Here is a 22,554-nt window from a genome sequence, read left to right as displayed (position 1 = left end):
GTCAGGCGGCCAAAGCGTCCTGATCTCCGGCCTGCGGTTCGGGCTCGGCCTCGTTCGCGGCGATGCCCTCTGCCATCTCACCGGCACCGGTGCCGCCGTCCGCGAGAGTTTCCGCGTTACCCGGCTGTTGTTCCTGGGAGTCGCTTTCATCGGCCACTGCATCGCCAGGGTCGGTCCGGTCGAGGAACTTCATCGCGTCGGGCACCCAGGTAAGCGCTGCATCGCGAACCTCGGGCTCGACGATGGCTTCCCCGGCAAACAGCTTGGCGCAGGATTCCGAGATCTCCGACTTCTTCATCGTCGCGTGACGCGCCGTGAGCGCCGCCCCGCCGACATCGGCGAGCAGCGTCAGGATCGAGCCCTTGCTGATCCGGTCGAAGAAATTCTCCGAAGTCGGACGCCACCAGCCCGCGACATCGACCTCCATGATCGTCGCGAGCCGGTTGTGCAACGGGCACTGCTCGGCGCGGTAGCTGGGCTTCGCCTCGAGCGACATCGCGACGATATAGGCGAGCCAGGCCGCCTTGCCGTCGTCATCGAGCGCCCGGAACGCTTCGAACCGGTCGACCTCCGACTTGTGCTCGGTCCAGCTCGCATCGAGGCCGTCATGGGCCTCGGCGAGATATCCCCGGGCCCGCGTCACCGGCTGTTCGCCCGTCACCGGATCCTGCGGAGAGCGCGCCCGGATGGTCGAGCCATAGGCACTGAAGCTGCTCATGCGGTCGTCAATCATGACGAACAGCGCATAATCGAGCGCAAGCGCAGGATGGCTGAGCAGCGTCGCCGCCAGGACATCGCGCCGCTGCATGGCAAGCTCGTCGTAGAGGCGAGCGCTGAGCGGCTTGCCACCCGGAGCAACCGCCTCGGGAAGCGGCGGCGGCGGGGTATAGTCCCGGCCGGTTCCACCCGGGCGGCCTGCTGCGGCATCGTCCTCGCCGTCACCAGCTTCATCGTCCGTGCCGCCAACGCGAACCGGCTCTTCGCTGTAATATTCGGTGTCGAGCACCATCTCGCCCTTCGGCGTGAGCTTGAGGAAGGCCCCGACCTGGGGCTTCAGCTCGTCGGGCAGCACCGGCGCAACGTTGTGGATCGCGTTTTCTTCTTCGGAGAGTGCGTCATATTCCTGGTCGAGCGCCTTGTAGGTTTCTTCGCTGATGGACTCGTCGTCCATTTCCTCGGCGATGCCTTCCTGGCGCTGCGTGATCGTCTCGAGGCGGGCCTGCTGCTCCTCGGTGAGGTCGGGCGCCGGCAGGATGACACGGTAGAGACCCGCGGCGGCGCTGTGGGTGTAGTTGGATGCGATCGGGCGGATCCACGCAAGACCGAGCTCTTCGCCCACCCGCTTGGCCTCCGCCTCCATGATATCGGCGGCGAGACGCTGCGCGATCTCAGGATTGACCCACTTGTCGCCGCTGTCGCTGAAGAGGTCGCGGTCGACCTTGCCGCCGGCTTCGGCATAGCGGTCCTCGCCGACCAGGATGGCGACAGGATCGTTCGACTTCATCGTCTCGTTGGCGATGACGCGGCGGATCGTATCGGCATTCGAATAGCTCGCGCCGTAGTTGTTCCAGACGAGAAGCTGTTTCTCGTGATTTTCGGTCGAAGCGTAGGCCTTGGCGACGTCGAGCGTGATCGTCCCTTCACTCAGCGCCTCGAAGATCGGCTCGGCCAGAGTCGCGAGTCGCAGGCGGCCCTCGACGAAGCGGCGCGTGAGGCCGAAGCGCTTGGCGACACCGTCGATGTCGCCATTGAGCCCGATGAAATACTGGAAGGCGCGGCATTCTTCGGCCGGCGTCATCTTGAGCTGATGAAAGTTCGCCGCAGTCGAGGTCTCGGAGAGGGTCGCCTCATCGCCGACCAGGACTTTCACGGGAACGTCGTAGCTCTCGGGGTCGATCACGCCGCGTTCGGCGAGCAGCATGAGCCCGCGCAGGCGGCGGCCGCCGTCGAACACCTCGAAGGTTCCACGCGGTTTCTTGACGGGCGTGACGAGAAGGTTCTGGAGAACGCCGCGCGCTTCAAGGTCAGCGGCCATCTGCGGAATCTCAAGCAGGTCATCGGGCCGCTTGCGGACATTGATCGGCGAAAGCGTGAGTTTCGCAAGCTTGACGGAAGTGGTCATTGGAAGAACTCCATCTGGCGTCCGGACCAGCCCGGACACCAGCCCTGCTCCCCCTTCCCTTTCCTGAGTTCGGGTCTCGTGCCGAACACCGCGCCCTTGAGGCAGCCGGAGGTTCGCAAGTCCATGGGGGCGAACGTGTCAGTTCGAATTGCAGTCAATGGGATCCGTGAAAGAGATGAATCATCCGGAATTTTCAGTCTTTTTTACTTTCGGTGAACTGGCGGTTGGCTAAGCTCGTGCGGGATAGGGGGCCATGTGAATCCGCTCGACTTGATCTCGGCCGCACCCTGGAAGCGGGCGGTGTTTACGACCTATGCGCTCTCGCTGTCCTTCTTCGAGGCCGTGTTGCTTGACGCCCTGCTTCGAGGCGGCGGCCGCAACGCCCTCATCCTGGCCGATCCCGAAGGCGTTCGTGCAGGTCTGAGCGAAGAAGGTGCGCGCAGGGTCGGACGTGACTACGAGATCGAGCCAGTCGCCTGCGGAAACCACGGCGTCTTCCACGCGAAGGTGGGCGCATTGTTTGCCGAGGATGATGCCCATCTGCTCGTGGGTTCCGGAAATCTGACTTTTGCCGGCTGGGGCGGCAACCTCGAACTGGTCGAACACCTGCATCCGAGCTTCGCAGCGGATGCCTTCGACGATGCCGCTGGCTTCTTCGACCAGCTGGCACATTCGGGCCAGGCCATCACGACCGCGGGACAAGCGTGCGAGGCCACCGCCGCGTCCCTGCGGCGATCGGCACACGGACACGACCGGCCGGGCAACATCCATCTGCTGCACAGCCTCGATGGAGCGATCGCAGAGCAACTGGCGCTCTATGCCGAAGAACTTGGCGGCGCGACGCGAATGACCGCCGTCTCGCCTTATTATGACCTGCGCGCTGAAGGGCTCGAAGCCTTGGCCAAGCTGCTGGCGCTCGACCGGGCCGATCTACACGCTCATCCGGCAGGAACGGTTCGCGGTAACGGATCGAATGCCTGGCCGTTCGAAGGTGGGGCGAGGTGGAAAGCGGTCAACGCGGCGGACGCATTCGGACATGATGACCGGCTCCTCCACGCCAAGTCGATCGAGCTCGTTTGCCGCAAGGGGAGGCTCGTGCTGAGCGGCAGCGCCAATGTCACGCATGCCGGACTGTTCGGACGAAACGTCGAAGCCGGCGTTCTACGCATTCAGCGCGGCAGTAAATCCTACTGGGTCACGACCAACGGCACACCCCCCGCTCGTCTGGCGATCGACGAAATCAACGAGGCGGGCACCTCTTTGCCGCCCGTCGGCATCCTGAGCGCCTCGCTCGAAGGCGAGACGATAAGGGGCCGGGCGCTAGCACCGCGCCTTGCCGGCCAGGCGGAAGCCTTCCTGCGAACACCGCGTGCGTCCCACGCGCTGGGCCGAGTGCAGATCGCCGCTGACGGAACCTTCCTGCTCCCGGCACCAGGCATCGAGTTCGAAAGTTGGGAGAACGGCCGCCTGATCCTCGGGCTTGAGCAGGATGGCAAGCGCTGGGAGGGGTTTGTCTCCATAGCGGCCGCGCTCGAACTCATTCGTCGCACGGGTTCGATTGCGCCGCGTCTGATGGCGATGCTCGCCGGTACGGAGACGCCGACCGATGTCGCGGCCATCCTGGCGTGGTTTCGCGAAGACCCGAGCCGGATGCCAGCCTCCCTGACGATCGGTGGTGGCAGCGAGGCTGATCGCTCCGAAGCGGCCGGAGGTCTGGTAACGCTTGCGGATCTCAAGGCGGCGAGCATGAGCGACCATGCCGGAGGCTTCGCCGCGCGCGGCGAAGCCTCATCTGTCTGGCGGCACGCAATGGCCCTGATCCGCGCCGCCTTCACGCAGTCGCGCGGGCCATGGGGCGGTGGGGGTGAAACCGACGATGACGATGATGAGGACGAAAAGGACCGCGAAAAGCGCGCGCGCTCCGAGGAGGCAGCAAACCAGCGGTCGCTGCAGCTCTTCGACGAGCTTCTGGCCGCCATGCTCTCGCCCGAAGCCAAGGGCCGCAACGCGCTCATGGCGCTCTCGCTATCGCATTTTCTCGCCGACCGGATCCGGCCGGCGCCAGCGAAGGTACAGCTCTGGCTCGACAAGGTGCTGCCGCAGGTCGGCACGCTCGACGGACCCGAGAGCGACCTCGCTGTCGCGTCCATTCTCCTGCATCATGCCGCCGATCGACGCGACGAAAATGCGATCAGGGCGCGCCGCTACTTTCTGCGGCGCGGGATCGATCCTGCATCGCTGTCCGCTGCGCCGGCTGTCATTCCGGCCTTCATGGCCTTGCTGGGCCCCGAAATCGATCTTGATGATTTCCTTGCCAGGATGCTGGCGGCGCGCACGATGGGCGAGCAGATTAGCACCTATATCGCGGCGGGCGAAGGCCGTGGCCCTCGTAAGGGGTTCGACAGCCTCGCCGCATCGCAATTCTGGCCGCAGCTCGAACGGGCGCTCGGCGATCCACCTTCATTCGGCAAGCTGATCCTGCTCGACAGCTTTCGGCCGTCCTGCCCGCGCTGCAACATGCGGCTGCCTCTCGCGTCGGGAGAAGACCTGCGCTTGCGGGGGCTCACCACCTGCTGCGGCCGGATCCTTCTCAATCGGGATTGCTGACTATGGCGGACTTGAACGAACTCCTCGCGCTTGCCCGCGATGCCGCCGAACCCCGGCAGATCGACAGGAGCAAGGTCGGCTTTGGCGGAGTGGACCCCCTCGGCCTGAGGCAGATCAATTTCGGCCTGATGGACCGGGTGCTGCCCGACCTCAACAATGTCGCCAACCATATTCGGCCCTACACGCTCATGGCCTGGGCCTGGCGGCGGGTGCGGCATGTCCTTGAGGACGGCAAGCGGAAGGCGGCGTCGCCTGAAGAGATGCGGGATTTCGTCGATCGGATCGAGGCGATCTATGCGTGGTCTCAGTTCCTCATCGATCAGCGGGCCGGCCTCCCGGGTGCCCAGGCGATGCGCGCCCTGCTCGATGCCCCCCAATACCGTTTTAGCGGAGCGGAATGGGAAACGCGGCGCAATATGCGGCGCTATTCGACCGGCTTGATATCACCGCTGAACTATGGGCCAAGCCTGCGCACCATGGGCTGGTTGATCCCCGTCGAGGGAGCCGCCGGCATCTTTCAACCTGATCCGTCACTCGATGGCGTACTCGATACCTTCCAAAAGCGCTTCGAGAACGAGTTGGACCACGATGCATTCAACCGCTTCGGCAGCGTTACGGTCAAGCGCGCGGACGCTGAACGCTGGGGGAAACTCTGGGACCTGGAGAAACCACAGGCCGCCGAAGCCAAGGCCATGTTCGGCCGCCTGGGCGGCGAGCGCGCTGCACTCGCACGCCAGAAGGGCGTTGCGTTGATCCAGGCGGCCTTTGCAGACCTCGCCGACGAAGAGGCTACATACGAAGATATCAGGGTTCGGATGGCGGACCGAAGCGAAGCATGGGACAGGCCAGACGACAGGCCGGCTGCAGCGGGCGAATGGCGCGCGGTGCAGATCCGCCAGCTTTTCCGGCTCGCACTCGAGGGCCTGTTCTACTGGACGATAGGCCGGCTCCTGCCGGGACCGCTGTCAACGGCACAGTTGGCGGAGGCGTTTCTCGCCGCCTTGAACGAAAGCCAGCTGCCCGAGACCGTCGACGGCTGGATCCTCGGATCAGCCGACACCGCCAACCCGGTCGAGCGCCTTCGCTCGCTGCAAGCCGCGCTGCGCGACCAGGACCAACTTCCCGCCGCCATCGTCGCTGCCCTGGCGCTTTGTCTTCGCGAGGCGCCCAGCCAGCCGCATCCGTTCGAGAATGCCGATCGCATGCCGCTCAGCAGGGCCAGGAAGGAGGCGGAGAGTTGGCGAGAGCTTTCGCCAGCGGGCTTTCTTGCCAGGATGTTCGAGATCTGGATCATGGCCCAGCACGCCTATTGGTCGGTCGGACGCGGTCTCGCGGATGCGCGAAACCGGGGAAAGTCCATCCTGCGGCTGCGCATCGTGATGGATGAAGGCGGCTGGACCCTGACTCCCGGCACGACGCGGCAGGGCAATCCGCCGGAACCTACGCCTGATCGCTTGGACACGGCCATCAGTCTGCTCGTCGAATGCCGAAAGCTCTAGGCTACGCAGCCCTGGATAGGGGTTTCGCACTTGGCTCCGTACAGGAGCGATCTTCCGCTATGAGTGGTGGTGGAGCGTGCATACTGTTTTGTTCTTCCATGTCGCCTTCCTGCAAGGATTTTCGATCGCCTGTGATAGGATCGCGGTGCGACCCGGGGGGCTATCGAGTCGCTCGACCTGATCGGCCTCCATCCTTGGTATCCTGCTTGGCTATCATTCCGAGCAGGCTCCTTTTTTGGCTGGGTCATGGCCAAACAGCCGAAGACACCTCCTCCACGGCAAACATGACGGCCCCCTGAGATGACGATCTTGGATTTCTGACGCGAGTTGAATGCCGTCGGCGGCATCGAGCCAGGCGATTTCAGCCATTTTACGCGCTACGCTAGGATCTGGCCAAGAACCGCCTCCGAAGATGCCATCGGAACGAACACGCGGGTACGATACTGGATCACTTCGGTGAAGCATCCGAGCGATTTCAGCCAGGCCAGTTGGTCGTGCGGGTAGCCTACAAGCTCGATCCGTGACGAACCGTTGACGACGGAGCGCTTGATGGTGAGCGGGAACGGTTGCGAGACGTCGACGCTGCGCCCCGCGGAAACCGCCTTGGCGACGGCATCAGGCGGAAGTGTTTCGGAGCGATCGATCCCGAGCTTGGTGAAGAGCTGGGAAACATGATCGTCGAACACGAGGCGGCCAAGCCAGGAGTGCCCTTCCCCGTCGACGATGCGGTTGACCGCCATGTGATCGCTCGGCAGCGCCGACCAGATCGGCAGGAGCAAGCCGGTCGCCAGCCGGATCGTTTCACTATCGACGGTCTGCCGTGCGAGCTCGACTTCCGCCGACCATTCGGCGCTGAACGCATCGCGGTCGACCTCCTCCCAGGAGGATTCGTAGAGATCGTCCTCACGCATATATTCGTTGCGTGTGGGCCGCATCATCTCGACGCGCGGAATCGGCGTGCCCTCCTTCTCCTCCATGAGCGAGCGTGCCCGCGTCCGTAGCGCGGCCTTGCCCGACTTGCGGTTGATCATGAAGGCTGCACTCCCGTCGCCATCGGCAATGCGCAGGATGCGCTCGAGCGAAACGGGATTGCGGCGGCGCGCGATCTCGATGGTGAGGAGGTGCGAGGTGGCGCCGGTGCGCGCGTCCGTACGCAGCACCACGTCATCGATCAGCGCCGCCTTGTCGACAAGGATCGTCTCGACACCGACATCAAGACGCCCTGCTTCGCGCGCGGCCGAGACCCGGGTTTCGATGAGCGCAAGGAACTCGTCAAAGATGCTGTTCTGGAGCGCGATCGGCAAGGCGAGGATGCGATTGAGCCAACGCTGGATCGGCGGCATCTCGTCCTTGAGGACGCCATCCTTGTCGACCAGTTCGAGTCCGGTGCGATGCTGGAAATCGTCGAGCGTGGTGCTCGAGAGCTTGCCAGCTGCCAGCAGATCGAACCAGGAGAGAAGCGCGGCACAGGCATATTCGCTTTCGAGATTGTCGGCGGGATCGAAAAGGCCCTGCCCACCCGTCTGGCGCTGGCCGCGCGTGAGCGCGCCAAGGCTGTCGAGCCGCCGGGCGATCGTACTGGTGAAGCGCAGCTCGCCTTTGCAGTCGGTGGTCACCGGCCGGAACAGCGGCGTGGTCGCCTGATGCGTGCGGTGCGTGCGGCCAAGCCCCTGGATCGCGCGATCGGCGCGCCAGCCCGGCTCGAGCAGCAGATGCACGCGCTGCTCCTGGTTCGCGACGTCGAGCGAGGCATGATAGCTGCGGCCGGTGCCGCCGGCGTCGGAGAAGACGAGCATGCGCTTCTTGCCCGCCATGAACGCCGCGGCCTCGGCCTGGCTCGTGCGGGCCGACCGGCTCTCCAGCTTCTGCCGGCCATCGCTCGCAGTGATGAGCCGCTTGGTGCGCCCGGTGACCTCGGCGACGTCGTCGTGCCCGAAATGCTCGAGCAGCGCGTCGAGCGCCGACATGATCGGCGGCATGGCGCAGAGCTTCTCGATCAGCGCATCCCGGGCCGCCTGCGCTTCGGGATTGTAGACCGGATGGCCATCGTCACCGACCATCGGCAACGATCGCGGCGTTCCGGTGTCATCCTTGAAGACGCGCATCTGCCGGGTCGGGAAAGCGCGCTCGAGATAATCGATGATATATTCGCGGGGGCTGAGGTCGATTTCGAGGTTGGCGCGCTCGTCGGGCGAGAGATCACCAAGCCGCCGATCGAGGATCGATTCCGCGGTCGTCACCAGCTGGAGCACGACCGACTGGCCGGCCGCGAGGTGCCCCTTCACCGCCGCGATCACGGTCGGCAGCTTCATGCTGAGGAGGAGCTGCCCGAAGAAGCGCTGCTTGGTGGATTCGAGGCGCGAGCGTGCCGATGCCTTGGCGCCGCTGTTGAGCGTCGCGTTCTCGAGCCCGTCGACCACGGCCGTCAGTTCGAGGGCCTGTTCCATGTTACGGTGGATGATGCCCCAGGCATCAGCATAAGCGTCATAGATCGCGATCTGCTCGGGGTTAAGCTCGTGGCGCAGAATCTCATATTCGACCCCGGCGAAACTGAGCGCGCGCGCCGTGTAGAGGCCGAGCGCCTTCAAATCGCGCGCGACCAGTTCCATCGCGGCAATACCGCCCTTGCGGATGCCGGAGATGAATTGCTCGCGATTGCTGAAAGCCGTTTCCGGACCCCATAGGCCCAGCCGAACAGCATAGGCGAGATTGTTGACGTCGGACGCGCCGGTGGCCGAAGCGTAGAGGACACGCGCATCTGGAAGGTGGTTCTGCAGCAGCACGCCGCAAATGCCCTGCTGCGATCCCTCCTTCTTGCCGAGAGCGCCTTCGCCGCCGGTAACGCCGCCCATTTCATGGGCTTCGTCGAACCCGATCACGCCTTCGAAGTCCTCACCCGCCCAGTCTATGACCTGCTGCAGGCGGCTATTGTCACCGCGAGCCGAACGGAGCGTCGGGTAGGTGATGAAGAGCACACCCTGTTCAAGCGGGATCGCCTGATCGATCTTCCAGTTGGCCAAGGGTTGGATGTCGGCCGCAAGACCGCCGAGCGCGGTCCAGTCGCGGCGCGCATCTTCGAGCAGCGCTTCGTTCTTTGATATCCAGATGTTGCGCCGGCGTCCGGCAAGCCAGCTGTCGAGGATGCAGGCCGCGACCTGGCGGCCCTTCCCCGCCCCGGTCCCGTCTCCGAGGAAATAGCCCTTGCGATAGGCGCGGCCGTCCTCGGCCTCCTCGAGCCCGACGCCTTCCTTGGCGGCCCTGAAGCGTCCCGGTAGGAACTGGTCCCAGGCATGGCCGGCATAGACGACGGTCTCGAGTTGGGAGGCCGAAAGGAGCCGGTCGGAAACCGTCCGCTCGGGAAGGTTCGGCACGTAGCCTGGGACCGGCGCGGCGATGGACCCCATCGCCACGGATTCGACAAGTGCGGTCGGGTGGTCGCCAGCGGCATCGAAGGCGATGCGGCTCGGACGATAAGGGAGATAGACACCAACCTGTTCGAGCAGCGGTGCCGGGGTGTCGAGGGGCGTGTAGTCGACCGGTAGCACGTTGTTGCGTACCGGAGCGTGGTACGGACGCGGCTGCGCGCGGCTACTTTTCATCGCGCGGAACAACGAGGGGCTGCTCGACCGCCTGGGCGCAGGCGCCGCAGGCGCGCCAAGAGATCCTCGTTCGTGGATCGTGAGCGCACCGATGAGCTCGCGGATGGAGCTGCGCTGGATCGTCGCGGGAATGGCCGTGCCCGCCACCTTGTCGATGACGAAGAGCCGGACCGCGATCGACGTGCCGTGCTTGAGATAGCACTTCTCGAGACGCACCGAGGTGCGCACGCTGACGTCGCGCAGCGTCGTCTCGAAGAGATCGCGCATCCGCGCATTGGGCCCGAACCAGTCGGGCATGATCGCCACGAGCCGTCCGCCGGTCTGAAGTCGTCGTAGCGCGGCCTGCAAATGGCGAACTGCGGCATGCGCATCCGCGCCGAGACCGACCGAGCGCGAAAAGGGCGGATTCATGAGGATCAGGCTGGGGCGCGGCGCGTCGGCCAGGGTCGAGTTGATCGTGGCGCCGTCATGTCCGGTGACGACGGCATCAGGGAACACGTCCGCGAGCCGCGCACGGCGGTCAGGAGTATATTCGTTGAGCTGGAGCTCCGAGAAGTCGCGGCATTGCGCTACAAGGAGGCCGTTGCCAGCGCTCGGCTCAAGAATGATGTCATCGTTCTGGACATTCGCAAGCAGGACCGCGACGGCTGCGAGGTCCACTGGCGTCGAGAATTGCTGCCATTCGATCTGGTCCTCGCTGCGTACCGTCTGAGTCGGCAGCCGGTCGAGCAGGTCACACGCCCCCGCGACATCGTCCAGCGAGCGGAGCGGATAGGGTCCGAACTGAAGGTGGTGCGCAAGCGCGTGTTCGAGGATCTCGAAGCTCTCGCGCTGGGTCCAGAGACCATCGGCATCAGTTCCGCCATAGCCTTCCACCATTGCCATGTTGAGGTCCGCGCGGGTGATCGGGTCGCAGGTACGCAAGCAGTCGACAAGTATCGTGGCCGCGCGTCGGCCAGCCGTGACGGCGATATCGAAGAGGTCGGACATGGTGGGGTCTCCGGACTTGCTGCCCCATCGGCAGCATCAGTCCTTCGATCCCCCTTCCCTTTCTCGGCTCTGCGACCGCCCAGCTGTTGGACCACAGCCAACCGGAAGGCGGGCAAGCCTAAGTCCCATCGGTTATATTGTCGGAAACGTGCTCATGCTGCATCATGGCGCAAATGCGGCCGCGCAAACGCCCAATGCCGCCGTTTTTCAGGGAAGTATCATTGAGCGATTTTCGTTTTCTGCACGCTGCAGACATCCATCTCGATAGCCCGTTACACGGTCTGTCGAGGTATGAGGGCCTGCCCGAAGACGACATCAGGGGCGCGACGCGGGCGGCGTTCGACAATCTCGTGCAGCGGGCAATCGAGGAAGCCGTCGATTTCGTTGTCATCGCCGGCGACCTGTTCGACGGCGAATGGAAGGATATGAGCACCGGCCTCTATTTCGCGCGGGCCATGGGCCGGCTCGACAGGGCGAACATTCCGGTTTTCCTGCTGGCAGGCAACCACGATGCCGCCTCCGTCATCACCCGCAACATTCCATGGCCATCGAATGTTCGTCTGTTCGGCAGCCGCCGACCCGAGACTTACCTGCTTGGGGACCTGCGGGTAGCCGTGCACGGCCAGAGCTTTTCGACACCGGCGGTGACTGACAATCTCGTGCTGGCCTATCCGGAAGCGGCCGACCATCATTTCAATATCGGCGTGCTCCACACGGCCTTGGCCGGCAGACAGGGGCATGCGGACTATGCCCCGTGCAGCCTCGAGGATCTCAAGGCCAAGCGCTATGACTATTGGGCGCTTGGTCATGTCCATCAGCACGAGATCGTCTGCGAAGAGCCTCACGTGGTCTTTCCTGGCAACACGCAAGGTCGGACAATCCGGGAGACCGGGGCGAAAGGGGCCGTCATTGTCGCGGTGGAGGATGGCGAGGTCACCTCGATCGACGCTATTGAGCTCGATGTCCTCCGCTGGGCTTCGGTCGAGGTCGATTGCTCAGCCATATCGGCGGACGCGGCATCAGAGTGCATGCGCTCAGCGCTGGTGACGACATGGCAGGCAAACTCCGGCGGCATGCCACTGGTTGTGCGGTTGTTGCTGATCGGCACGACCTCGGACGCGGGTGCGTTTTTCGATGGCGCGGCAGACCTGCGCGACGCCGCGCGCGCCGTAGCGGCGTCGGTTTCACCCCATATCTTTATCGAGAAGGTGAAAGTGCTCGTCACGCCCCCATCTGGCGACGGCAGGGTTGTCATCGGGGATGACCTGGCGGCGTTGATCGAACGTGCGCCGGCGGATCCTGCTCTTGCGGATCTGCTCGCGGCCGATCTGGCGCCCTTTCTGCTCGCGGCGCAAACGGCTCTGGATGAGCCCGATGACGCCGACCTGCGATGTCATGCAAACCAGGGCGACTGGCCAGCGATCCTCGGCATGGCGACCCAAGCTCTGCGCTCGCGCCTGACAAAGGAGGTCTGACCATGCGGTTTTCCTCCCTATCGCTGGAACGCTATGGCCGTTTCGAGAACTGCGAACTCAAGTTTCGTACCGGGAGCCCTGACCTCCACATCGTCTACGGTGCCAATGAAGCCGGAAAAACCACGTCGCTCGCGGCAGTCTCCGACCTGTTGTTCGGTTTTCCCGCTCGGTCTCCTTACAATTTCGTCTTCGACTATGCGCTTCTGCGTGTGGGAGCCCTGCTGGAAGACGAGGGTCACAGCCTGGCCTGCCGCCGCAAGAAGGGCACGAGCAACACCCTTCTCGATGCCCAAGACCAGCCGCTCGACGAGGGTCAGCTGCTCGCGATGCTGAGGGGACAGACCAGGGAAACGTTCGGTCTCTCGTTCAGCCTCGATCAGGACGGCCTTCGTGCCGGTGGCCAGGCAATGGTCGATGCACGCAACGATCTCGGTCGGGCTTTGTTCGCCGCAGGTTCGGGTCTTACCGGTGTCTCGGACGAACTCACCCGGCTTGAAGCCGAGGCCGATGCGATCTGGGGGCAAAGGGCTGCCGCTCGGCGCAGTTTCACCCAGGCCCAACGTGAACTTGAAGCACAGAGCCGGGCGGTGCGCGACGAAGCGCTGAAACCCAAGGCATGGCTCGACGCCAAAGCCGCGGTGGCCGATGCTCAAGCTGTACTGGAAGAAACTCAGCGCCGGCGCGACGAGGTGCTCGCGAAGGTCAGTCAGGTGGAGCGCACCCGCAGGACTGCTCCAGCCGTTCGCCTCCGCACGGCACATCTCGAAGCGCTGGGCGCCTATACCGATGCGGTTGATATCGCCCCGCAGCGCGAGGACGGCGCAGAGACTGCGATGCAGGAGGCCCAGGCCGCCTCTCGCGCGAAAGCCGCAGCCGAGACGCTTGCCCAAGAAGCGCGCAATCAGATGATCGCGCTCACACCCGACCAATTAGTCCTCGCCCGTTCGGAGGAACTCGACGAGCTTGTGTCGTCGGCGGGTGCTGTCGAAAAGGGTCGGCGCGACATGGTACGCCTGGCCGCGGACCTGGTCTCCGGCGAAACGCTCATCGGGCGCCTTCGAGAGGAAGCGGGCGCGATCGCGGCTGCTCCACCCACACGCATCGTCAGCTCAAAGCTGCGTGAAGCCGCCCTCGGCCACGTAGAGAATCAGTCCGCCTTGCGTCAGATCGAGCAGAGTGAGGACGAACTGGGCGAGCGACGCAACGGGCTCGCAGTCAAGGCCGCGAACAGCACAGCGGCGCGCGATCTGGCAGCCCTCACTTCGGCGATCAATCTCGCAAAAGCGTTAGGCGCTGATGTCGATGGACGGTGCGAAGCGGCGCAACGAATTGCGGACCGGTCCGCGTCCGCGCTGGAACAGGCACTTGCGCGTCTTGCCCCGTGGAGCGGCGACGCCGAGACCCTTCTCGCTTTGCCCAGGCTGGCCCCGCAGGAGATCGACCAAACACGGGCTACCCTGTCCGAACTCACCGCTGACATGGGCCGTGAGCAAAGCGCGGGAGCACGTGCTCGGGAAGAAGCCGCAGCACTGGCTTTGGAGATGGAACATCTGTCGTCGGGAACCGCCGTTTCCGCCGAGGACATGGCAGCCGCACGGAACGATCGCGACAATCGCTGGCAACCCCTGCGTGCCCATATACTGCGCGCTGCCCCATTGCCCTCTGCCGACGAGGCCGTGGCAGCCTTCGAAGTTGCCATTGCGGGAGCTGATGATCGATCGGATCTCCGGTTCGCCGCGGCTGACGAATCCAGTCGCCTTACGGATATGGGGCAGCGACGCGCCAGGGCGCTGCTTGCGGGAGAACAGGCCGACATGCGCATGGCCGCCGCCTCAGAGCGTCGCGAAGCGATGCGCGTGGCCTGGACCCGAACGCTCACGGATGCAGGTTATCCGGACCTGGAGCCTGGCCGATTTCTTGGGTGGATGATCGATCGCGATTCGGCGGTAGCGGCTCACCAAGAGGTTCTCGAGACCGCGGATGCGGCTCGAACCTTGTGTAAGCGCCGGGATGAGCATCGAGCCGTCCTGGCTGCTGAGCTCAATGCCGATCCCGGTGCACCCGGCGGCAGCGAGTTGGCGCCGATCCTGACCTTCGCCGAGAAAATCCGTCAAGACTGCGAGGAAGCCAACCAGGAGCGTCGACTTAACGAGGCCGCCCTGACGCAAATCGATCAGGATCTGGAGAGTTTGCAGCAGCGCCGGAGGCGCGTCGAAGAGGTCACTGAGGCCTGGCTGAACGAATGGCGGGGATTGTTGAGCGAGACCGGCATCGATCTCGACATCACGGGCGCTACGACGACCCTCGATATTCTTGATGAACTTCGGGCGGCAATCTCGACGCAGACGGAGCTGCAGGCACGAGTCGACGGGATGGCACGAGATGCGCGCGAACACGATGAGAGGGTTGCGGTTGTCGCCGACGCTTTGGGCATCACCTCTGCCAGCGATGGGACCGCTCCGCTCGACTTGATGCGTGCGCGATTGGCGGCAGCACGATCGACCGCCAAGGCGCTTGCGACACTGGAAGAAAGTGCCGCCAATCGAAATGCCGAAGCCGCGGCGGAAGACGCCCGCCGGGAAGCAGCGTGGGGTTCATTGGCGGCTCTCCTGGAGGAAACTGGTTCGGCCGACGCTGCCGACCTGGGTATGGCGATCGAGCGCTCGCGAGCCGCACGCGCGCTGCGCACGGCCGTCGCCGAGGCGGAAATTGCCATTACCTCCGCAGGCGATGGCAAAAGCCTTGAAGACCTTGTCGCCGCGCTGGACGGCATCGATATCGATAATCTCGCCGCACGAAGCGAAGCGCTTGCAGAAGAACTGGCCGGCCTCAATGACGAAGTTGCGGTAGCGGCCGGCACGCATGGCGACGCCCGCAGGGCTTTCGCCAGCCTTGAGACGCAAGGCGAGGCTTCAGCCAATGCCGCGAGCGATGCCGCACAGGCGCGTGCAGAATTGAGCGTGCTCGCAGAGCATTATATCCTGAAGCGCGCCCAGGCCGTCACCTTGCGGTGGGCGATCGAACAATATCGTGAGCAGCATCAGGATCCAATGCTGCTACGCGCCGGCGAACTCTTCCGTACCTTGACGGTTGGCCACTACGTAAACCTGAAGATCGATAACGACGGGGCAACGCCGCGGCTGCTGGGACTACGGGATGATGGGAGAACGGTCGTTGAGGTCGGCGCGATGAGCGAAGGTACGACAGACCAGCTGTTTCTGGCGCTTCGCCTTGCTGCGGTCGAGCAATCGGTCGCCTCTGGAGTAAGGCTGCCATTTTTGGCCGACGACCTGTTCGTCAATTTCGACGACGAGCGTTCCGAAGCGGGTTTCAGGGTACTGGCTGAGCTGGCCCGCTCGACACAGGTGCTGTTTTTCACCCACCATCCGCATCTTGCCTCCATCGCCCGCTCAGTGGTCGGCGCAGAACTCCATTCCGAGTGTGCCCTTGGCTGACCGATGTCTTTGCCCCCTCGATAGCGCGGAAAACGATTCCCGCCCCATTTGCATGCCACTAAGATGGCCGCCGCCTAGATAAGGCCTGCCTGAACAGGTTGCTCAAGAGCCGTCCGGACGGCGCTCACGGCCTTCCTGCGCTTTGCATAGTCGATCCGGAAGTCGTCGAGAACCTTGAGGTCTGCCGCCATCTCGGTTGGCATGGGCTGCGGGATGTCACGCCCCGCCGACATATCGTGACCTGAGCGTTCCGATGCGCGTTTCATGGCGAAGTGGATGGTCTTGTAGTCCTCGTCGGTAACACTGACTTCTTTCAAGCGCGCGGTCATGACGTCGGGAACGAAGCGCACGACTGTCTTGGCGAGGACGAGCTCCTCCACCGCACGCTCCCAGGATTCCCTGAGATCGGAGTAAAAGTCCTTTGCGAGCCGGCGGTAGGCAGCGGTATCGAAATCAGTCAGCGAGCCAAGTTCACCTACGCGCGTGCGAAGGTCCGTAAGGCGCGCATTGAGATCCGCGACCCAAGGCTCGCTGTTTTCCTCGATCACACCGAAGCCATCGGCCTCCGTCTTTCGCACAATCGATTTCACGAGGGGCGTTGCTCCACCAAGGCGCGCCGCTTCGGAGACGACTTCGTTGAAGAAGACGATGTTGTGGGTGAAAATTATGACCTGGCGGCCTTTGGCGGCTTCCGCGACGAGCCGTTGGGCGACCTTCCTCACGCGCAAGTGATCGAGTGACGACACCGGATCGTCGACGATAATGCCGTAGCGCGCATCGTCTCCGCCGATTTCCGCAAGGAAGCAAGCTAGCGCGAGTGCGCGTTGCTCGCCTTCCGAGAGTATCTGGTTCGTCTTGATCTTGCCCGCACCCTTCAGTCCAACCGAGAAAAGGCTCTGGCCGCCCGAACTGGAATCGGACACCGTGAAGGGAATATGCGACAGTTCGAAGGCGCGGATCTCCTCGAGGATCCGCTTCTGCAACTCCTCGGTCACCAGCATCTTGCGCAGAGCTGTTATCTGCGTGGAAATCGCGCGGGTTGCTACCTGCGCAATGCAGTTGCCAAGCGCCCTATGCGCGACCGCATCGCTCCGGCGTTGAAGCACCGTCTGCAGATCGTGAGCGAGTTTCTGGCGGTCCTTGAGCTCCGACAGGCGGGCGCGTTTGGCGTCGAGGACGGAGGCATGAGAAGCGCTGCTGTGCAGGCCCGCCGCCTCGGCCTCCAGCAGGTCACATTCGTTCCTGATCCGGCTCAGGATCTCGGCCGCGGATAGCGCGGCAACGGACGGGAGCGCGCTATTGAGCAGCGAGCCGCGACGCGCTGTGAACTGAGAGATCATGTCCGTGATCTGTTGGACGAGCGTGGCCCTGTCCTCGGCGAGCGCACCATAGGCCGCAAGGCTGTCCGCGACCACGTCGCCGGCCGGCACCGTAGCGGCAGCGACCTTGTCGGTGAGCGTCTTCAGGCGATCGCGCGCAGCATCGGATCGGCGGGCGGCATCACTGCGCACGAATGCGTTGAAGCGAGCGAGACGCATTGCCGCCGAAGGAGATAGCGGCTCGAGGCAGAGCAGGCAAAGATCACCCTCGGCGTCCGGGAGCCGCTCGCTTTGGGGTTCAGTGCCATTGGTCGCGAAAGCCCGCGCGGCTTCAAACAAAACCCGCCAGGCATCGCCGCCTACCCCGGGGATCGGCTCGGCGCCGAACTCCCCGCTGGCAGACAGGCGAGCCGCTTGCGCTGCCGCATCGAATTCCTTGCGCGCTTCGCACAGCGCGTCGCCGACACCTTGCGACAGTTCGGTGTCCAGCAAATCGAACACTTCGGCGACGCGGGTGAGCAGGGTTACGCCCCGGCGGCAAACCGCGGCCATGGCCACAGGATCGGAGGCGAGCTCGGCGGCAAGCGACACCAGCTCCTGCTGCTCCTCTTCGGTCAATGCCGCCAATGACCGAAGATCATCCTCGCTGGGCAGCGAAGCGCTCTTCGCGTCCAGTCTCGCCAACATGGCGGTGGCGGCCGTGCCCGGTGTGTAGCCGGCGGGCAACGGGACCTTCATTCTGGTTGCCAGCTGTTTTTCGTCGGTGCCGAACCGCTGCCCCAGGCGCTGACAGAGATCGCCATGATGCTCGAGAATGGCGAGTTCGCGCGGCAGGTAGGCGATCCGGTTCTCGCCATCGACATAAAGGCGGGCATTGTGGCTATCGAAAACCGAGATCTGACGGAGAATGGCAGGCGCCGCAGACGAGGGATCCCAATCGAGAGTAGAGACATCGTCGTCTCCCACCCGATACCGCACTTCCACTCGCATCGGCCCGGCTGTTCCGGATGCGAAAACATTGCCGCGCAGTTGATCGGCTGACAGACTTCGGCATAGACGCTTGGCAATGCGCGTGTAGCCACTCTTGCCGCTGCCATTTTCACCATAGACGAGCGTGATACCCTCGGGTGCCATTCGCAGTCGCTGCTCGGGTGCCAGCCGGTCGATATGTTGGACTGGCCCCAATTGGGCAAGGACGGTTCGTCTTTGCTCCGAAGTCCCCGCGCCGATATGCGATGCCGAGATAGGCAGGCTCTCCGCGGGGGCAGGACCAGCGCCCGCGGCATGTCGGACGCTGGCAGCAATCGTCTCGAATTCCTGGTCCTCAAGAAGATTGTCGGCGGCCAGCGCAATGCGGCGAAGGCAATCGCTGACCCATGCCGGCTGCTCGAGAGCCCAATCGACCAATCCTTTTGCCATTCCAACCAACCCCATACTCTACGATTACGTGCGCACCCGCACCGAGGTCGCGCGACCTGAATAGCCTCAGTCGCGGAGGGAACGCCACAGCACCGGGCGAAGAAAAGCCTGAAAAAACGCCAACCTGCGCTTACCGCTTCTCACCTCCAAGAAGGTTTGCCTCAGACGGCTGGGTTCCAGCTGCTTCTGCTAAAGTGGCCAAGCGCCGTCGGTCGCAAGAAAATGCGCCGACGTGTCAAAGGAGCCTTGATAAACGCCAAATAGGGAGTGGTAGCTCTGGCCGGAGTTCAAGCGGCAAACCAGGATGATAAAATGACTGGCTGAGCCTCGGGCCGAGCCAGGTCAACGAACTGAAGAAATTCCGTGCCTGGCCTCCAGCACCTTGGCCCAGTCTTTGACGCCCTGCGGCACCACACGCATGATCTCCAGACCAGGCCTGGCATATCGCAATGCGGCGCGCTCAGCCGCCAATTCGCCTTCGACATCATTGTCCGCGGCGAGGATCAATTTGGTCAGGGAGTTCGGCAACAGAATCTGGTCGAGGCGTCTGGCACCAAGGCTCGCCCAGCAAGGGACTCCCTCAAGAAGCGTGAAGGCGTGCGCCGTTTCAAGACCTTCGGCAAGGGCAAGCACGGTGGCGCCCTGCCCTGCGCCCTGCCAGGCACCGCGCCCCGGCCGTCCGAGCATGAGCTTCTTGCGGTAGTATCCGGTGACGGGGTCGAGGAATATCCGCTGGATGGCAGTCAGGCGCCTGCCTTCGCGCACTGCCACGATGAGCGCAGGATGATATGTTGTCCAGGGCTTGGGCTTGTAGGGACAGCGCGGATGGAAGCGGAGATCGCTGGCCGGCGGTTCAAGCCCGCGCTGTCTCAGGTAACGCTCGGCGAGAGTTCCCGCGAGGGGCAATGCCTGTTCCCATAGCCGAATGGCATTCCCTGCCCCGGAAGCCGGGCTGTCCCGGTACGAAAACGGCTGCCGGATCGGCACTCGGCGCAGTTCGCGAAGAACGTCTTCGCGATCGCAGCCGGCAAAGCAGGTTACAAGAAGGCCCCGATCACCCTGTCGGATCGACAGGCTCGGTGTGTGATCGGCATGCGCCGGGCAAAGACACATGGCGGTGCGCCCGTGCCAGGCTCCGCCAAGCGCCCCGACAAGATCAATAAGTTCCTGGGATGGTCTGTTGGCGGTAAGCGGCATGAACTTGCTCCTGATTACCCCCTCACCCCCTTCTCCGCTTTACCGCTCTCAAAAGACGAACCGCAGGCGTGAAGAATGGGGCGTGCTTGAGCCGAGAGGTCACGCCATATGGAGAGAGGCCAAAGCCGCTTATCTTTTGCGATCTGGCTTCTTGGGGGGCCTGCCGCACGCCCAGCCCTCCCTGTTCGACGAACTCCGCGAAACCTGAAGCATCATGCTGACTGACAATTCTGCCCCGCACCGATTCGCATCGGGCGTAATGCCGCGCGTATATGCCAAGCCAATTGCAGGACGCGGCGCTAAGCTTGGTGGATTGGGCGAATAGTCTTTGCCGATACGCAAAAAATCCTGTTCTTTTCATGAATTTTGTTGGATTTTCACTCGGCGTCCGATCGTCCCTGACTCATGCCGATATGAACGCCTTGTCCCGGCAAACCTGCCAAATCCGCACTGGAATTGACTAGCCCCCCTCTCTTTGGCATAGCTGTCCGGGATTGAGGGTGATTTTGCGGCCTTTTTCACGAACCATGGCTAATTTAGACTGAGAAGGGGGACATGCTCATGCTGTCGGGTCAGATTCTCGATGCGATGATCACCTCGTGCGAGAATGCCAAGACGGTGTTGCGGCAAGCCGCCATCGACCCATCCGACCGCAAGACCCTCAACATTTCCATGGGTGCCTCGGTAGCAGCGGAGTTTCTCGGGCGAACGCCAGAAGCTCTCTCCAAGGCAGAAGCGCGTGGCAGGCTGCCAGCTCCCAAGACGGCCGCCAACGGTCGGCGATTTTATACGGTTGAGGATCTGATCGCCATCCGCGAGGCGCTTGGCATCAAGATGGGCAAGTTGCCCGCTGAACGGGCCGTCGTCATCGCCGTGCAGAATTTCAAAGGCGGCGTGAGCAAATCGACAACCGGCAAGCACCTGGCGGACTACCTGGCGCTACGCGGTTATCGCGTCCTGGTCGTGGACTGCGATCCACAAGCGTCAATGAGCGTGATGTTCGACGTGAACCTTGAGGCCCTGGTCGACGAGACCCACACGCTGTCCAATTTTCTGTCACCGCGGATCGACGAGGCCAACTCATTGCGCAAGACGATCCAGAAGACTGCCTGGCCCAATATCGATATCTGTCCGGCGAACCTGGGGCTGCAGGATACCGAATGGGAACTGACGGCCACGATCGAGGAAGGCCCCACAGCGATTGCCGGTGCGTTCCGCATGCTGCGGATCGGACTTGAGGAGGTCCGGCTCGATTATGATGTCGTCATTCTCGACCCACCGCCGGCCATGGGCTTTCTCGGCGTTAACACTCTGACCGCAGCCGATGGGCTGCTGATCCCCGTCCCTGCCCGGCAGCTCGATTATCTGTCGACGATCCATTTCATGCAAACGTGCAGGGAAGCTGTCGACCTCGTGTCCAAATTCGACACTTCGATCGACTATGGATTCATTCGGGTTGTCTGCACCATGTTTCAGCCCAGTCGCACGAACGAGGCGCAGATGCTGCAGGTCATGGAGAAGACCTATGCAGGGCAAATGCTTTCCACCCCGATCCTCCTGTCCGAGGAAATCAAGAACGCGGGGCTATCGATGTCGTCGATCTACGAGATCAACAAGCCCTACGGCTCACACCAGACCTACATTCGCTGCCGGGACAATCTCAACATGGTGTTCCGCGAACTCGAGAAGGATATCTGCAAGCAATGGCCGTCACGCATGGCACAGCTTGGCACCGATAGACTGACGGAGGCGGCATGAGCAGCGCGGGGGGCAAGCGGCGGAGCTTACTGGCAAACGCCATCGAGAGCATCGGCACGACGCCGGCACCGGCGCCGACCGCGCCTGCCGCCGTCCTCGACACTCAGGAACCCGCTGTTCGCGAGAAGCCGGCAGAGGAAATCGCCGCCCCCTCTTTTCTCGAACGGCGCGGGATCGCGTTCGATGAAATTGCACGCACCGTCAAACGCCCCACGCTTCGCCTGAAGCCATCGGAGTGCTCGATTTGGCCGGGTAATGCCCGTGATTACGCGGCGCTCAGCTACGAACGCTGCTCCTCCCTGATCGAGTCGATCCGTGAGGAAGGCACCAATCGTGAACCTGTCGTCGTGCGGCGTACACCGAATGGCGACCACCCCTACGAATTGATCGTTGGCACGCGGCGACATTTCTCGATTTCCTGGCTGCACGCCAACAATCACTCCGAGATCGAGCTCGTTGCCCGTATCGAGACGCTCGATGATGAAGGTGCCTTCAGGCTTGCCGATCTCGAGAACCGCGAACGCGAGGACGTCACCGATCTCGAGCGCGCCCGCAATTATCGGCATGCGGCAGAGACCTATTACAACGGTGTTCGCACGCAGATGGCCGAGCGTCTGGCGATCCCCAAACAGAACCTCCACAATCTCCTGCAGCTCGCAGAGCTGCCGGACGAGGTTATCGACGCCTTTGCCGATCCTGCGGATCTCAAGGTGCGCCACGGGATGCGCCTTTCTCCGCTGCTCAAGGACGAACGATATCGCGACAACATCATCGCCGTCGCCCTCGCCCTTTGCGAGGAGCAGCGGGCGCTGAAGGCTGCCGGACAGAGCCGGATCGAGGGAAGCAAGGTCTGCGAGCGCCTCGCTGCAGCCGCACAGGTTCCGAAGGCGAAGCCGGCCGCGCGCCCTCGCCCGACACTGACGGCGCCTACGGGTCAGGAGCTGGGACAGGTCCTGACCGATACAAAGGCAAAGGGAATCACGATCAATATCAACCCGAAAGGCGCGACCTCCGTCGATGAGATCCTCGATGCTTTGCGGCCCGTGATCGAGAGTGCGAAGTTCTCCCGAAACTGATGTTGAAACAGATATAATGGTTTATTTTCAGATAGTTG

10 protein-coding genes are annotated in these 22,554 nt (G+C 63.3%); 6 read left to right on the top strand and 4 right to left on the bottom strand.

The window, feature by feature from the left end; all coding sequences use genetic code 11:
• Position 1 precedes the first annotated feature (1 nt).
• Entirely contained in the window at positions 2-2,122 is a 2,121-nt protein-coding gene (locus EBBID32_RS07990; protein WP_006953708.1) for a ParB/RepB/Spo0J family partition protein, read from the bottom strand.
• 255 nt (positions 2,123-2,377) lie between these two features.
• Here EBBID32_RS07990 and EBBID32_RS07985 point away from each other — a divergent pair, with 255 nt between their 5' ends.
• Together EBBID32_RS07985 and EBBID32_RS07980 are read left to right on the top strand one after the other, a co-directional pair.
• The gene (locus EBBID32_RS07985) at positions 2,378-4,729 is read left to right on the top strand and encodes a hypothetical protein (RefSeq protein ID WP_006953705.1); all 2,352 of its coding nucleotides are present in this window, start codon (positions 2,378-2,380) and stop codon (positions 4,727-4,729) included.
• Positions 4,730-4,731: 2 nt separating this feature from the next.
• Positions 4,732-6,228, top strand: a complete 1,497-nt coding sequence (locus tag EBBID32_RS07980) for a hypothetical protein (RefSeq protein WP_006953703.1) — start codon at positions 4,732-4,734, stop codon at positions 6,226-6,228.
• A gap of 377 nt (positions 6,229-6,605) precedes the next feature.
• Here EBBID32_RS07980 and EBBID32_RS07975 read toward each other — a convergent pair whose 3' ends face one another.
• The gene (locus EBBID32_RS07975) at positions 6,606-10,817 is read right to left on the bottom strand and encodes a strawberry notch-like NTP hydrolase domain-containing protein (protein ID WP_006953701.1); all 4,212 of its coding nucleotides are present in this window, start codon (positions 10,815-10,817) and stop codon (positions 6,606-6,608) included.
• 221 nt (positions 10,818-11,038) lie between these two features.
• On the opposite strand from EBBID32_RS07975, the gene EBBID32_RS07970 reads away from it, so the two are divergent.
• Both EBBID32_RS07970 and EBBID32_RS07965 read left to right on the top strand, forming a co-directional pair.
• Positions 11,039-12,292, top strand: coding sequence for a metallophosphoesterase family protein (locus EBBID32_RS07970; protein WP_006953699.1), 1,254 nt, complete (start codon positions 11,039-11,041; stop codon positions 12,290-12,292).
• Positions 12,293-12,294: 2 nt separating this feature from the next.
• Complete coding sequence (locus tag EBBID32_RS07965; RefSeq protein WP_006953697.1) at positions 12,295-15,747, top strand: ATP-binding protein; 3,453 nt, start codon at positions 12,295-12,297, stop codon at positions 15,745-15,747.
• Positions 15,748-15,821: 74 nt separating this feature from the next.
• On the opposite strand, the gene EBBID32_RS07960 is transcribed toward EBBID32_RS07965, so the two are convergent.
• Together EBBID32_RS07960 and EBBID32_RS07955 are read right to left on the bottom strand one after the other, a co-directional pair.
• Complete coding sequence (locus tag EBBID32_RS07960) at positions 15,822-18,485, bottom strand: AAA family ATPase (RefSeq protein ID WP_037489645.1); 2,664 nt, start codon at positions 18,483-18,485, stop codon at positions 15,822-15,824.
• Between the two features lie 342 nt (positions 18,486-18,827).
• Positions 18,828-19,682 (bottom strand): DUF7146 domain-containing protein, encoded by an 855-nt coding sequence (locus EBBID32_RS07955; RefSeq protein WP_037489642.1) that lies wholly within the window; start codon positions 19,680-19,682, stop codon positions 18,828-18,830.
• A 561-nt stretch (positions 19,683-20,243) separates the two neighbouring features.
• Between EBBID32_RS07955 and EBBID32_RS07950 the strand changes: the two genes are divergently transcribed.
• Together EBBID32_RS07950 and EBBID32_RS07945 are read left to right on the top strand one after the other, a co-directional pair.
• Positions 20,244-21,440, top strand: a complete 1,197-nt coding sequence (locus EBBID32_RS07950) for an AAA family ATPase (protein ID WP_037489715.1) — start codon at positions 20,244-20,246, stop codon at positions 21,438-21,440.
• On the top strand, positions 21,437-22,516 hold the full coding sequence (locus EBBID32_RS07945) for a ParB/RepB/Spo0J family partition protein (RefSeq protein WP_006953688.1): 1,080 nt from the start codon (positions 21,437-21,439) through the stop codon (positions 22,514-22,516). The genes EBBID32_RS07950 and EBBID32_RS07945 overlap by 4 nt, the downstream gene beginning before the upstream one ends.
• Positions 22,517-22,554 lie beyond the last annotated feature (38 nt).

It is taken from the genome of Sphingobium indicum BiD32 (assembly GCF_000382885.1).
Lineage (GTDB): Bacteria > Pseudomonadota > Alphaproteobacteria > Sphingomonadales > Sphingomonadaceae > Sphingobium > Sphingobium japonicum_C.
Note: the sequence above shows the minus strand (reverse complement) of the source record. Positions and strands in the feature narration are given on the sequence as shown.